Genomic DNA, 13,630 nt, shown 5'->3' on the forward strand with positions numbered 1-13,630 from the left:
GTGCAGCAACAGCCCGTGCAGCAACATGGTGTACTCCAGCACACCGACGTCACCAAAGCGGGCCGCGTGGCAGCCAGCCGGACGGGCTTGGATGAGCACGAGCGTCTGCGTGCGGTCGCATCACTGGGGGATCCGCTGCGTAAAAGGCTGTTTGAGTTGGTGCGCGATTCCGCAGGAGCCGTGAGCCGCGACGAATGTGCGGCCGCATTGGGACTGCCCAAGAGCACCATCCGGGCACAATTGGACCGCCTGGTGGAAGAAAAGCTGCTGCTGGTGGAATTTCGAAAAGTGGGTGAGAAGTCCGGGCCCGGCTCTGGCCGGCCGACCAAGCTGTATACGGCGGCGCGCAGTGAAGTCAGTGCGTCGGTACCACCGCGCCACTATGACCTGGCGGCAAGTCTGCTGGCGGCGGCTGTGCAACGTTCCATCGATTCCGGGGAAGGCATCCAGCAATCCTTGGCCGAAGTGGCCTTCGAGGAGGGTAGGCGCATGGGGGCCGCAGCTGGCAACATCCACCAATTGCTGGCCAACACCGGCTACAGCCCCGAGCCCGACGGCGACGGCGGCACCATCATGGCAAACTGCCCATTCCATCAGCTGTCCAAGGAACATACGGGGGTGGTGTGTTCGCTCAACGGTTCACTGCTCAGCGGTGCGCTGGAAGGGTGCGCCGACTCATGCCACAACCTTGAACCCGACGCAGAGATTTCGCACTGCTGCGCGCGGCTGGTCCCAAAAGAGCCTTAAAGCGTTTCCGACAGCCACCTGGAAAGGCAGCCGCAGGAAGCGTGGCAACGCATGTTCGGGGGGACGCAACGCCCTGCAGTTCATGTCCAGCGGTTGGTGCCTGGCGGTTCGTGGTTGGCAATTCGTGCTTTACAGCACCGCCTGCAACGCGTCCACAATGCCCTCACCGTAGTAGCTGTTGTTGCGCAGGTTTCCGGTGCACTCAGCGCCGGTAGGAGTTGCAGACGGCATGCAGATATGGTCCTCGGCTTGTTTGCCCAATTGTGAAATCAGCTGCTTCGGCTTCCAGCCCGGGTGCTGGGACTTCATCAGTGCCAGCACGCCGGCAACTTGCGGTGAAGCCATCGAGGTGCCGCTGAGCAAGCCGTAGCCGTTGTTCGGCAACGTGGACAGAATCCTCGATCCGGGAGCGGCCACGTCAATGACGTTCAGTCCGCGGTTGGAGAAGGATGAGAGCTTGCCGGCCTGGTCCGTGGATGAGACCGTCACCACCCCCTCCAGCTCGGTGGGCATGTCCTTGCATCCATTGTTGATCTGGCGCTCAATCCCGGCCACGTCGTTGGGGCTGACATCGTCGGTGGTCTTGTTGGCCAAGTCATAGGAGGCGTTGCCAGCTGCGGCAGCATGGACCACACCTTGCTTCGTAGACCATTCGACCGCTCGTTCAACGGCAACGCGCACGGCCTTCTGGTCCGGCTGGTCATCGCACCAAAATTGCATCGGGTCAACGTAGTAGCTGTTGTTGGTGACATCCATGCTCTTCATGCCTGCCCACATGAAACCGCAGATGGCGTATTCGGGGTAGATCGAGCCAGCATCGTTGACCACCTTGACGGACGCCATGCGCACATTGGGGGCAATGCCCACAATGCCCACGCCGTTGCGAGCGGCACCGATGATGCCGGCCACGTGGGTGCCGTGGGATGAGGTGGTGGCATTCCATCCCGTCGGTGAGGTGTCCGGTCGCCCGGCGTTGGAGCAGTTGACCGAGTTGGCCACGTCGATATTCGATTGGAGGTCCGGGTGGATCGGGTCGATGCCGCTGTCCAAGACGCCAACCAGGATATCGCGGGAACCATCAGTGACCTGGTGGGCCTGGTCCGACTTGATCTGGACCTGGCTCCATTGCTCAGCTTCGCGAGGATCGGCGGCGACGCCGTCGAAGGTAGCGTCGCCGTACAGGAGGTCCGTGTCGGCCAGCTTCTTTTTACGCTGCTGCGGAGACTTTTCCCACGGGGTGTCAATTCCGTCCGGGGTGCCCTCCGCCACCGGGATGGTGCGTGTTGCACCCACCGATTCCACAGAGGTGTACCCGTACTTGAGAATGTCGGAGCGGAAGTTGGCACGGTCGGATTGGACAATGACCACCCCGATCTCCGGCCACTCCTGGACGGCGACGCCGCCGGCTGCCGTGACAGCCTGCACCGCATCCCGGGTCTTCTTGGCGTTGCCGGCTTTCGCATTGACCACGTAACTCATGAGCTCGCCGTCGGACGCGGGAAAGTCCACGGGCGTGGATTGCTGCTGCGGTGGTGCGGCCATGGCGCTTCCGCCGAGCATGGCGGTTGCGGCCATGGCGACTGCGCACACGGCGGCCGCGGTCGTGCGTCGGAATAGTGCATTCTTCATGTGCGTGACCCTTCGGAACAGTGGTGTGATGGAAACCATCCACATCCTGACAGCGCAGGTGGAACCCTAACAAGGGTGTCAGTGCCGATATGTGGGAATTGACCGGAAACTTTGGCCGTTCGGACAATGTTCACCAATCCCGCGGACGGCCGTACTGTCCCAATGGCGTAGAATCAACAGGTGCCCGTGTACTTAGATCACGCGGCGACCACGCCAATTTCGGCCCCGGCCCTCGCCGCACTCACTTCCGTTATTACCCGTAGCGGCAATCCGTCCTCGCTCCACGGATCGGGCCGACGCGCCCGCGCCACAGTGGAGGCGGCCCGTGAAACCATTGCCGCCGCCGCTGGCGCCCACCCCACCGAAGTCATTTTTACCTCCGGCGGCACCGAAGCGGACAATCTTGCCGTGAAGGGACTGTTCTGGTCCCGTAACGCAGCCGAGCCGCGACGCACCCGCATCCTTGTTTCAAGCATCGAGCACGCTGCGGTTCAAGACACTGTCGAGTGGCTTGAAAAGCATGAGGGTGCCGAGGTTCTCTGGCTGCCGGTTGATGAACACGGCACCGTGAGCCTGACGGCCCTAAAAAAGGAACTGGACGACGGCGGCGCGGACTCCGTGGCGCTCGTCACCTGCATGTGGGCCAACAATGAAGTCGGCACCATCGAGCCCATCGCCGCGATTGTGGCGCTCGCAGCAGAATACGGCATCCCCGTGCATTCGGACGCCGTCCAAGCCTTCGGCTCGATTCCGGTGAACTTCAAGGACTCCGGCCTGGCGGCCATGTCCATCAGCGGCCACAAGATCGGCGGCCCCGTTGGTGTGGGCGCTCTACTACTCGGGCGTGCAGTGAGTCTCACGCCAGTCCAGCACGGCGGGGGACAGGAACGAACAGTTCGCTCCGGCACGCTGGACACCGCGGGGATAGCCGCCTTTGCTGCCGCAGCCCAAGACGTCACGGAAAACATGGCGACCGAAAGCAACCGCATCGCAGGGCTGCGTGACCAAATCATTGACGCCGTTCGCCAGGCGGTCCCCGACGCAGTTCTGCGCGGCACGGACCCGGCAGACCACCCCAACGCCCGGCTCCCCGGCAACGCCCACTTCACGTTCCCCGGCTGCGAAGGCGACTCCCTGCTGTTCCTACTGGACATGGCCGGGGTCGAATCCTCCACCGGCTCGGCCTGCACCGCTGGCGTTCCACGGCCGTCCCACGTTTTGCTGGCCATGGGCCTGGACGAAGACACCGCACGTGGCGCACAACGCTTTAGTCTGGGGCATACATCGAGCCAACAGGACGTTGACGCCTTTGTGGCGGCCCTGCCACAAGCCCACGCCATGGCCAAACAAGCTGGCATGGCAGGGCACCAATCGAGAATCCAAACCGCCAGCACTCGGTAGCCATGCGACGTTCCTTCGCTTTGCATGGCCCCCGCCCGTCCCCAGAAGCTCCCAATGCTCGCAAGCTCGCATCGGGGCCCTCGCTTCCGGGGGCCCATCGCGGACGCTGTGGAACGCTGTAAGAATAGTTTTTAGTTTCAATTGAGAGGTAAGTAATGCGAGTATTGGCCGCCATGAGTGGTGGGGTTGACTCCGCCGTAGCCGCAGCCAGGGCAGTGGATGCCGGGCACGACGTCGTCGGGGTTCACCTGGCGCTTTCGCGCATGCCCGGGACTCTGCGCACGGGAAGCCGTGGTTGTTGCACCGTGGAAGACTCCAACGATGCGTGGCGCGCCTGTGACTTGCTTGGCATCCCGTACTACGTGTGGGACTTCTCCGAGCGCTTCAAGGAGGACGTGGTCCAGGACTTCATCGACGAATACGCCGCCGGGCGCACCCCCAACCCGTGCATGCGCTGCAATGAGCGGATCAAGTTCGCGGCCTTGCTGGAAAAGGCCATTGCGCTCGGCTTCGACGCGGTCTGCACCGGCCACTACGCCAAGGTCATCACCGACGCAGACGGCAACCCGGAGCTGCACCGCGCCGCCGACTGGGCCAAGGATCAAAGCTACGTCCTAGGTGTCCTGACCCACGAGCAGCTCAAGCACTCCATGTTCCCGCTGGCGGACACCCCCTCCAAGGCCGAGGTCCGCGCCGAAGCCGAGGCACGCGGGTTGTCCGTGGCGAAAAAGCCGGACAGCCACGACATCTGCTTTATCTCCGACGGCGACACCGCCGGTTGGTTGGCGGAGAAAATTCAGATGCACGACGGCGAGATCGTCGACGAGTCCGGAGCCAAGGTTGGCGATCACACCGGCGCCAACCAGTTCACTGTCGGCCAGCGCCGCGGGCTGAAACTGGGCACCCCCGCCGCCGACGGCAAGCCCCGCTTCGTGCTGGAAATCCGCCCCAAGGAAAACAAGGTCGTGGTGGGTCCCTACGCGCTGCTGGCCATCGACGAGCTCAAGGGCATCAAGGTTTCCTGGGCCGGGCTGCCCATCGCCGAGGTCGCCACCGGTGCCGAATTCGACTGCCACGCCCAGGTCCGCGCCCATGGCGACCCCGTCCCGGCCCGCGCCTTTGTCACTGAAGTAGTGGACGACGGCGTGTCCCGACAAAACTTGACGGTCACCTTGGGTGAGCCGCTGCGCGGTGTGGCCCCGGGGCAAACAGTGGTTTTGTATCAGGGAAGCCGTGTGCTGGGGCAGGCCACGATTGATTCTGCACGGTCCTTGGCACGGCCGGAGCTGCCGTAGCAAACCCGAGGGCTTGCCCCTCTGGCGTAAACTTCCAATAAAGGTGACTTGGATCACGGAAGGAATACGCACATGCCCCCGCATACAGTTCCCAACCCGCTTCAATTCTTGGAGAGTGCGCTCGATCAGTGCGCCGAAGTCATCGGCGCCATACCGGCCAACCAAGCGGAGTGGGCCACTCCCTGCGCGGATTGGAATGTACAAGACCTCCTGCACCACCTAGTGGTGCAGGATCTGCACAGATACACCATTATGGCCCGTGGCCACAATGTTGACCCGCTCGCCGCAGACGCCACCGTCGGCGCGGACTGGTCCACGCGGTTCAGCGACGGCGCCACTTTGTTGATGCGGGCCTGGCTCACTGCGGACCTAAGTGCCCAAGTGGCCCTGCCTGGTGGCGGCGAGGCGCCGCTGCGCAGCCGCATTGGGCTGCAAATCACCGAATTCACAGTCCATGCCTGGGACTTGGTACGGGCCACTGGAGTGCCCATAGTTTTGGACCCCGCTTTGGCTGAACAGTCGCTCGCGTGGTCCCAACGGATGGTAAAACCTGAGCATCGCAGCGTGGAACGCGGCATCGGACCGGAAGTTAGGGTTCCGTTGACGTCCGATTCCTACGCCCGGCTGGCCGGATGGTTCGGCCGCAGCCCCTATTTTCGCACCGGCCCCCAGGTCGCCTCCCTTAGATAACCTTCTGGTTTCAACTTCCCCACTAGTGCAACAAGATGCATGGAAGTCTGATAAAAATATAAGCATCAAAGGCGTGGTTCAGCTCACACGAGGACGTGTGGGCTGTTCTGTGCGAACCACAACAGAAAGTTTGCTGATGGCTAAGAATTTGTTCGGAATGCGGTCGGTGGTCGCCGTTGCAGGCATCTCCGCACTGGCATTGACAGCTTGCACGGGTACCACAGGCGGTGGTGGAGGCACCGAAGGCGGCTCCACCGGCGGACCTGTTGTTGTTGGCACCACTGACAAGACAACCTTCCTTGACCCTGCCGGTTCCTATGACAACGGTTCCTTCATGGTCATGAACCAGATCTACCCTTTCGTGCTGAACTCGGCACCGGGCAGCGCCGACCCCAAGCCGGACCTGGCTGAATCGTCGTCGTTCACCACCCCCACCGAATACACTGTCAAGCTCAAGCCCGGTTTGAAGTGGGCCAACGGTTCCGAGCTTGACTCCAAGGACGTGAAGTTCTCCTTCGATCGCCAGCTGAAGATCAACGACGTCAACGGCCCGGCCACCCTGCTGGGCAACCTGGCAAGCGTTGACGCCCCGGATGCCACCACCGTCGTGTTCAACCTCAAGCTCGGCAACGACCAAACGTTCCCGCAGGTGCTGACCAGCCCAGCAGGCCCAGTCGTGGATGACTCCGTGTTCAGTGCCGATGCCATCACCACTGATGCAGACATCATCAAGGGCAAGGCCTTCGCCGGACAGTTCACCATTGACTCGTTCAAGCAGAACGAACTGATTGCCTTCAAGAAAAACCCTGACTACAAGGGCCTGCTGGGCCCGGCCAAGTCGGAGTCGGTGACCATGAAGTACTACACCGATTCCAACAACATGAAACTCGACGTGCAAAAGGGCAACATCGACGTCGCCTGGCGCAGCCTCACGGCCACGGACATTGAAAGCCTGAAGTCTGACAAGAGCGTGAAGGTGGATATTGGCCCCGGTGGTGAAATCCGCTACATCGTCTTCAACTTCGACACCATGCCGTTCGGCGCCAAGACGGCTACCCCGGATGCCGCGAAGTCGCTGGCAGTGCGTCAGGCCATGGCTGATTCAGTTGACCGTGCCGCCATTGCGGAACAGGTTTACAAAGGCACTTACCTGCCGCTGTACTCCTACGTTCCCGCAGGCTTCACCGGTGCCATTGAGCCGCTGAAGGCGGACTACGGCGACGGAAACGGTGGCCCGGATGTTGCCAAGGCCACCGCGGCGCTGAAGGATGCCGGCGTCGAAACGCCGGTGACGCTGGATCTGCAGTACAACCCGGACCACTATGGTTCCTCATCAGGCGATGAGTATGCGGCCATCAAGTCCCAGCTTGAGGACACCAAGCTGTTCAAGGTCAACCTGCAGTCAACTGAGTGGGTTTCCTACTCGAAGCAGCGCACAGCTGATGCATACCCCATGTACCAGCTGGGCTGGTTCCCGGACTACTCCGATGCTGATAACTACCTGACACCGTTCTTCAGCACTGACAACTTCCTGAAGAACCACTACAGCAACCCGGCCATTCAAAAGATGATCACCGAGCAGCTGACCATGAACGACCCCGCGAAGCGCACAAAGCTGATTGAGGACATCCAAACAGCTGAAGCGGAGGACCTCTCCACGCTGCCGCTTCTGCAGGGCGCGCAGGTGGCGGTTTCGAACGTGGACGTAAAGGGAACGGCGGACACCTTGGACGCCTCCTTCAAGTTCCGTTTGGGCGTTTTGTCCAAGTAATGCCCATACGGCAATTACCCAAGGCATAACAAGTCGGCAATGAGGCGGGGCTTTCCTACAAAGGATGCCCCGCCTTTTGCACGGCACCTTCTCACCTAAGAAGTAGGCGCACATGACCGCAATGATTGACCTGCCGGTGGACGGACCCGCCGAGCAGGCACCCAAAAGCAAGAACAAGTCCGGCGGCAGTCTGGGCAAATACCTTGCCATCCGATTCGTCTTGATCTTCCCCACCATTTTCATTCTCGTTACCATGGTGTTCTTCCTGATGCGGCTCACCGGTGATCCGATCACCGCTGCACTCGGCGGGCGGCTGCCACCGGAGCAGCTGGCCGAACGCATCCACCAAGCCGGTTACGACAGGCCCATTTTCATCCAGTACTTCGAGTACCTGGGCCAGATGGCCACCGGCAACTTTGGCCGCACCATCTCAGATAACATGCTGATCTCCGACTTGCTCGCCACCTACGGCACGGCCACCCTTGAACTGGCCATCAACTCCCTCATCGTGGCCCTTCTCATCGGCATCCCGTTCGGCATCATTGCAGCCTACAAGCGGGACAAGTGGGAGGATGCCGTCTCGCGTGTGCTGGCCATCTCTTTTTACGCCACTCCGGTGTTTTTTGCAGGGCTTTTGTTGAAGCTGGTCTTCTCCGTCTGGCTTGGCTGGCTCCCCGTGGCTGGGCGTGCAAGCATCCCAACCGAAATTTTCATGACACAGATTGAAGCGCCAACAGGCATCTACTGGCTTGATGCGCTGCGCAGCGGCAACATGGACGCGTATTGGGATGTAGTCCAGCACTCCATCCTGCCAGCGGTCACCCTGGGCCTGCTGACAGCCGGCATCTTCCTGCGGCTGGTCCGCACCAACGTCATTGGCACGCTGGGCAAGGACTATGTTGAAGCCGGGCGTTCACGCGGCGTCAGCGAATACCGCCTGCTGACCAGGCACGCGTTCAAGCCGGCGCTGATCCCCATCATCACCGTCATGGGCCTGCAGATCGCCCTGCTGTTGGGCGGGGCCGTCCTGACGGAAACCACCTTTGAATGGAAGGGGCTGGGATTCCAGCTGGCCCAATATCTGACGGCGCGTGACTACGTCGCGGTGCAGGGCATAGTTGCCCTGCTGGCCGTCATTGTGGCACTGACCAACTTCATTGTGGATGTCATTGCCGCGCTCATCGACCCGAGGGTGAGGTACTAGGCCATGGAGACTAAAAAGTCGCTCTTTTCCCGCCTGCCCATCATTTCCCAGCTCAAGAAGAGTATGGGCCTGCAGCGCGGCATGCTCGTGGCCGGCATTGTCCTGACAGTGCTGTTTCTGCTCACGGCCGCGCTCGCGCCGTTGATTGCACCGTACGGGGCAACACAGCGCTTCGACGTAGCCCAGGGGCCGCCGTCGTCCGTCCATATCTGGGGTACGACGGCGGGAGGTTACGACGTCTTTTCCCGCACCATCTGGGGTGCCCAAACGGCATTTTTGGTCATTGTGGTGGCGGTGGTGCTGTCCATTTTCCTCGGCGTAATCCTGGGCCTGCTCTCGGGCTATATTGGTGGCTGGCTCGACCGGATCATGGTGGTGGTGGCCGACGCCATCTACGCGTTCCCCACACTGCTGCTGGCCATGGTCATGTCCATTGCGCTCAGCCAGGGCCGCTCGACTGTCTGGTCGGGAATCCTGTCCGCAGCCATCTCCATCACCGTCGTGTTCATTCCGCAGTACTTCAGGGTGATCCGCGCCGAAACCATCCGATTGAAGGCAGAACCCTTTGTGGAATCCGCCCTGGTGGTGGGTGCCTCCAGCGTACGAATCATGGCCCGGCACATCTACAAGAACGCCACAAGGACGCTGCCGCTGATCTTCACGCTGAATGCCTCCGAGGCCATTTTGACACTGGCCGGATTGGGCTTCTTGGGCTTCGGTATTGAACCGTCCACTGCGGCGGAGTGGGGCTACGACCTCAACCATGCGCAGTCGGACGCCACAGCCGGGATCTGGTGGACAGGTGTGTTCCCCGGTGCCGCAATTGTGCTGACCGTGTTGGGCTTGACCCTGCTGGGCGAGTCCATGAACGACCTCAACGATCCGCGTCTGCGTGGACGCAAGCGGTCTGGGAAAAAGGCCCGAAAAGAGAAGCACACAACCCAGGATGAGGTGGTGGACGCATGAGCCGCGCCATGAAGAACACCACTGCACAGGCCGGCGGAACGCAGCCCGTGCTGAGCATTGAGAAGTTGAAGGTCACCTTCGCCACCGACGTGGGGGATGTGCAGGCCGTGAAGGATGTCAGCTTCACGGTGGCCCCGGGGGAGATCGTGGCCATTGTGGGCGAGTCAGGTTCCGGCAAGACCGTCACGGCCAAGGCCATCCTGGGCCTGCTGCCCGAAACTGCGCTCAGCAGCGGGGCCGTTGTCATCAGCGGCAATGACATCATCACTGTCAGCGAACACCAGTTGCGCCAGATCCGCGGGCGTGACGTCGCCATGGTGTTCCAGGAGCCCTCCACGGCCCTGAACCCCGTCTACACGGTGGGCTGGCAGATCGCCGAAGGGCTGCGTGCCCACCGGCCTGAAGGAAAACGGGTGGGGCGCAAGGAGGCGCGCAAACTTGCCATTGAGGCGCTGGGCAAGGTGGGGATTCCCGAGCCGGAAAAAAGGGTTGACTACTACCCGCATCAGTTCTCCGGGGGGCAAAAGCAGCGTGTTGTCATTGCTGCGGCGTTGGCCCTGAACCCAGGGCTGATTGTGGCGGACGAGCCCACCACGGCCCTCGACGTGACGGTCCAGGCCGAGATCCTTGAACTGTTGCGGGATCTGCGCGACCAGTACGGGACCTCCATTGTCCTGATCACGCACAACATGGGTGTGGTGGCGGACCTGGCCGACCGCGTTGTTGTCATGTTCCAGGGCGACGTGGTGGAACTGGCCAGCTCAGAGGTGTTGTTCTCCGCTCCGAAGCAGGTGTACACCCAGCAGCTGTTGGCCGCAGTGCCGCACCTTGGTCGAAACTCGGCATCTGCCGGCTTCACCGAGAGGGCGTTCCAGGACAAGGAAGTGCTGGTGGAGGCGCGGGACCTGGAAATTGAATACCCGGGGCGCCTGGGCAGCCCCGCCTTCAAGGCGGTGGACAAGGTCTCCTTCACCATCAGCTCCGGGGAAGTCTTTGGCTTGGTGGGGGAGTCTGGCTCCGGAAAGACCACCATTGGCCGGGCCATCGCCGGACTCAACCGCACCACGGGCGGTTCGCTGAACGTGCTTGGCTACGAGATGCTGAACTTCAAGGAACGGTCCTTTCGCCCCTTGCGCAAGGACATCGGATTCGTGTTCCAGGACCCGGCTGCGTCCTTCAACCCGCACCTGAGCATCGGCGAGTGTGTGGCCGAGCCGCTGGTCATCCACACGGACCTCTCCGGACCCGCGATTACGGCGAAGGTGGAGGACCTGCTGGAGTCTGTGCAACTACCCCGGGCCTATGCGAAGCGTTTCCCGCACGAGCTTTCGGGTGGACAGCGCCAGCGCGCGTCCCTGGCACGTGGATTGGCACTCAAGCCCCGGCTGCTCATTGCCGACGAGCCAACCTCCGCCCTTGACGTCTCGGTCCAGGCCAAGGTGCTTGAACTGTTCCGTGAGATCCAAACGGAGCTGGGCTTTGCGGCTCTGTTCATCAGCCACGACTTGGCCGTGGTGGACATCCTGGCCGAATGGGTTGGGGTGCTCTACAAGGGCAGGATGGTGGAGCAGGGGATCGGCAACCAGATCATGGGCAACCCGCAGGACGACTACACCAAGCGCCTGCTTGCCTCCCTGCCCGTGCCGAACCCTGCCGAGCAGGCCGAGCGCCGGGCCATCCACCAGGCACTGCTACGCGGACAGTAGACGGCGGAAGTGCCGCTGAAGTAGAGGCGGTGCCCGGGATGGACAAGAGTTTTTTCTTCCCGGTGCACCGCCTAAACTTATCCCTATGACCGAACCGAGCCACGCAGAGCACTTGTCCGTTGAAGACTTCGATCCGGCCGCCAGTTCCCTCACAGGTGCCGTCGATCCGGCAGTCATGGCGGAATTGCTGAACATCCGCTCCAGCATCGACAACTTCGACGCCACGCTGGTGTACCTGCTCGCTGAACGTTTCAAGGCAACCCAACGCGTGGGCATCCTCAAGGCCAAATACCAGCTGCCGCCAGGGGACCCCAACCGTGAGCTTGCCCAGATCCAGCGGCTACGGGCCCTTGCCGAGTCGGCACATCTGGACCCGGCCTTTGCCGAAAAGTTTCTGAATTTCATTATCAGCGAGGTCATCCACCACCACCAGGCGATTTCCAAGAGCCATTCAGCCGTCGCCGCCACCGGGGCGATCCCCGTGGAGCGGGCGGACGGCCAAGGCTTCGAGGGCCATGCCGAAGCGCGGTCCTCAGCTCCCTCGACGACCAAGGACGACGGCGGCACGCAGCTTCCGTGAATCGCTCACCTGCCCCCGTGGTTGAGACTACGGCTACGTCCCTCGGCGGCTGGCCGGGCACCGATCCGGTGGAAGCCGCGAAGGTCTCCCTGGGCCTGTTCACAGACCCGCACCTGCCGTCCCTGCCGGACCTCCCGGCCCGAGGTGTGGGCTCGGACGCCATTGGCCGCACTGCAGCAATGCTCGTGGAACTGCCGGTGGACGTCCAGCCCTACGGCTGGCGCTTTGCCGACCGTCCGGGCTTGGACCAGCGCCGTGCCGTGTCCGCACTGTCCACGGACATCAATGTGCTGGCCGATGTTGCCGGTGCGGGCGAAATCATCCCGACAGCCCTGAAAGTTCATGTTGCCGGGCCTGTGGCCCTGGCTGCGGCCATTCACCTGCACTACGGGGAGCGGTCGATTCGGGACCACGGCGCCCGGCGGGACATTGCGCAGTCACTGGCAGCAGGGCTGGCCATCCACGCCCGCAACGTGGCTGCCGCCGTTCCGGGAGCGGCCCTGACCTTGCAAATTGACGAACCCCAGGTGGCGGCCGCCCTGGCTGGCACCATCCCCACCGCTTCGGGCTACAGGACCCTGCGTTCCATCTCGGCGGCAGAACTGCGCCACACCTGGACGGACCTTGTCACTGCTGCCCGTGAGGCAGGCTTCGGCGCAGTGGCACTGAACCTTGCCAGGACCGGTGAAGGCCTGGGCCCGGAGCCCACAGATGAGTCCACCGCTGCCGAAGACGATGCCTGGCGCACTGCCTTGGAGACGGCCCTTGATTGCGGCGTTGACGCGGTGGCCGTACCGCTGCCCCGCCTCGACACGCGGCACTGGGAACAGCTGGCCGGTGCCATTGAAGCGGGCCTTGGTGTGTGGGCGGGGACCGTACCGGTAGACGGAAGCCATGCTGCGCCGTCGTACTCTGTTTTGGTGGAGCGGATCATGCGGCCCTGGCGGGGGCTGGGACTGGCGGAATCGTCCCTAAATCAACTGCGCATCACACCGGAAGCTGGACTCGCCACGCTCACACCGCAACAGGCGCGGGCCGTGGTGACGCGGGCGCTTGAAGTGGCTGACGCCCTGAGTAATGTTCACAACAGCTAGTTCATGAGTATGCGGCAGGTATCGTTAGAATTGATTCTTCAGCAGTACGCAACAGGGGGATTGAGTTGAAGGTTCGACGCGGGCTCTTACGTTTCGGGGTCGCTGTCCTCGCACTTGCCACGGCCCTGGCTGTGGCCCCCACAATCCCCGCTCCGGCAAACCCGCCGGCGGTAGCAGCCGAACAGTTGCCGACGACCGCACCTGCCTCCGTGCCGATTGTTCCGACCATCCCTGAGCTGAACCCGGTTCCGGACGGCGCCCGGGCCATGGACCCCGGCAGTAAGGACGAAGTTGCAACGGTTTGGGACCTGCCGGCGGGAGCCATGGTGTTCAATCCTGTGTCTGGGCGCCAGGAAGTCATTGATCCTTCGGTGGCGCAGCAGGCTGTATTGATCGGGGACTCGCAATCCAGTGGTATGCGCGGTGTGAAGGGTGTCCACACATGGGTGGAAGCTGGCCTTGCCGCCCGAGGCTACAAGGTGCGTTTTCTGGGAGCGCCGGGCACCGGATACGTGGCCAGCTCAAAAGCGGGGGTGAACTACCTTGA

Annotated in this window: 11 protein-coding genes and 1 pseudogene; 11 read left to right on the forward strand and 1 reads right to left on the reverse strand. The window is 62.3% G+C overall.

What is annotated here, in order from left to right; genetic code table 11:
• A partial coding sequence (locus Q4P21_RS13820) for a metalloregulator ArsR/SmtB family transcription factor (protein ID WP_303389329.1) occupies nucleotides 1-747 on the forward strand: 747 nt, incomplete at its 5' end.
• 129 nt (nucleotides 748-876) lie between these two features.
• On the opposite strand, the gene Q4P21_RS13825 is transcribed toward Q4P21_RS13820, so the two are convergent.
• Nucleotides 877-2,376 carry a S8 family serine peptidase gene (locus Q4P21_RS13825; RefSeq protein ID WP_303389330.1) on the reverse strand — a complete coding sequence of 500 codons (1,500 nt, stop codon included), beginning with the start codon at nucleotides 2,374-2,376 and terminating at the stop codon, nucleotides 877-879.
• Between the two features lie 180 nt (nucleotides 2,377-2,556).
• On the opposite strand from Q4P21_RS13825, the gene Q4P21_RS13830 reads away from it, so the two are divergent.
• The 10 genes and pseudogenes from Q4P21_RS13830 to Q4P21_RS13875 all read left to right on the forward strand — a co-directional run.
• A complete protein-coding gene (locus tag Q4P21_RS13830) occupies nucleotides 2,557-3,777 on the forward strand; it encodes a cysteine desulfurase family protein (RefSeq protein ID WP_303389331.1) in 1,221 nt (406 codons plus the stop codon).
• Nucleotides 3,778-3,932: 155 nt separating this feature from the next.
• Nucleotides 3,933-5,072: a tRNA 2-thiouridine(34) synthase MnmA gene (mnmA, locus tag Q4P21_RS13835; RefSeq protein WP_207343843.1), complete on the forward strand. Its 1,140-nt coding sequence runs from the start codon at nucleotides 3,933-3,935 to the stop codon at nucleotides 5,070-5,072.
• A gap of 72 nt (nucleotides 5,073-5,144) precedes the next feature.
• Nucleotides 5,145-5,762: a TIGR03086 family metal-binding protein gene (locus tag Q4P21_RS13840; RefSeq protein WP_207343842.1), complete on the forward strand. Its 618-nt coding sequence runs from the start codon at nucleotides 5,145-5,147 to the stop codon at nucleotides 5,760-5,762.
• A gap of 136 nt (nucleotides 5,763-5,898) precedes the next feature.
• Nucleotides 5,899-7,533, forward strand: a complete 1,635-nt coding sequence (locus Q4P21_RS13845) for an ABC transporter substrate-binding protein (protein WP_303389332.1) — start codon at nucleotides 5,899-5,901, stop codon at nucleotides 7,531-7,533.
• Nucleotides 7,534-7,654: 121 nt separating this feature from the next.
• Nucleotides 7,655-8,737: an ABC transporter permease gene (locus Q4P21_RS13850; RefSeq protein WP_247647014.1), complete on the forward strand. Its 1,083-nt coding sequence runs from the start codon at nucleotides 7,655-7,657 to the stop codon at nucleotides 8,735-8,737.
• A 3-nt stretch (nucleotides 8,738-8,740) separates the two neighbouring features.
• Complete coding sequence (locus Q4P21_RS13855) at nucleotides 8,741-9,703, forward strand: ABC transporter permease (protein ID WP_303389333.1); 963 nt, start codon at nucleotides 8,741-8,743, stop codon at nucleotides 9,701-9,703.
• Nucleotides 9,700-11,409: an ABC transporter ATP-binding protein gene (locus Q4P21_RS13860; protein ID WP_303389334.1), complete on the forward strand. Its 1,710-nt coding sequence runs from the start codon at nucleotides 9,700-9,702 to the stop codon at nucleotides 11,407-11,409. Before Q4P21_RS13855 ends, Q4P21_RS13860 begins: the two co-directional genes overlap by 4 nt.
• 85 nt (nucleotides 11,410-11,494) lie before the next feature.
• Nucleotides 11,495-11,989, forward strand: coding sequence for a chorismate mutase (locus tag Q4P21_RS13865; RefSeq protein ID WP_303389335.1), 495 nt, complete (start codon nucleotides 11,495-11,497; stop codon nucleotides 11,987-11,989).
• 17 nt (nucleotides 11,990-12,006) lie between these two features.
• Nucleotides 12,007-13,083, forward strand: a complete 1,077-nt coding sequence (locus Q4P21_RS13870; RefSeq protein ID WP_303389336.1) for a hypothetical protein — start codon at nucleotides 12,007-12,009, stop codon at nucleotides 13,081-13,083.
• A gap of 65 nt (nucleotides 13,084-13,148) precedes the next feature.
• Nucleotides 13,149-13,630: pseudogene (locus Q4P21_RS13875) on the forward strand (hypothetical protein); the annotation flags it as partial.

Origin of the sequence: Arthrobacter sp. (assembly GCF_030540645.1) — a bacterium.
Lineage (GTDB): Bacteria > Actinomycetota > Actinomycetes > Actinomycetales > Micrococcaceae > Specibacter.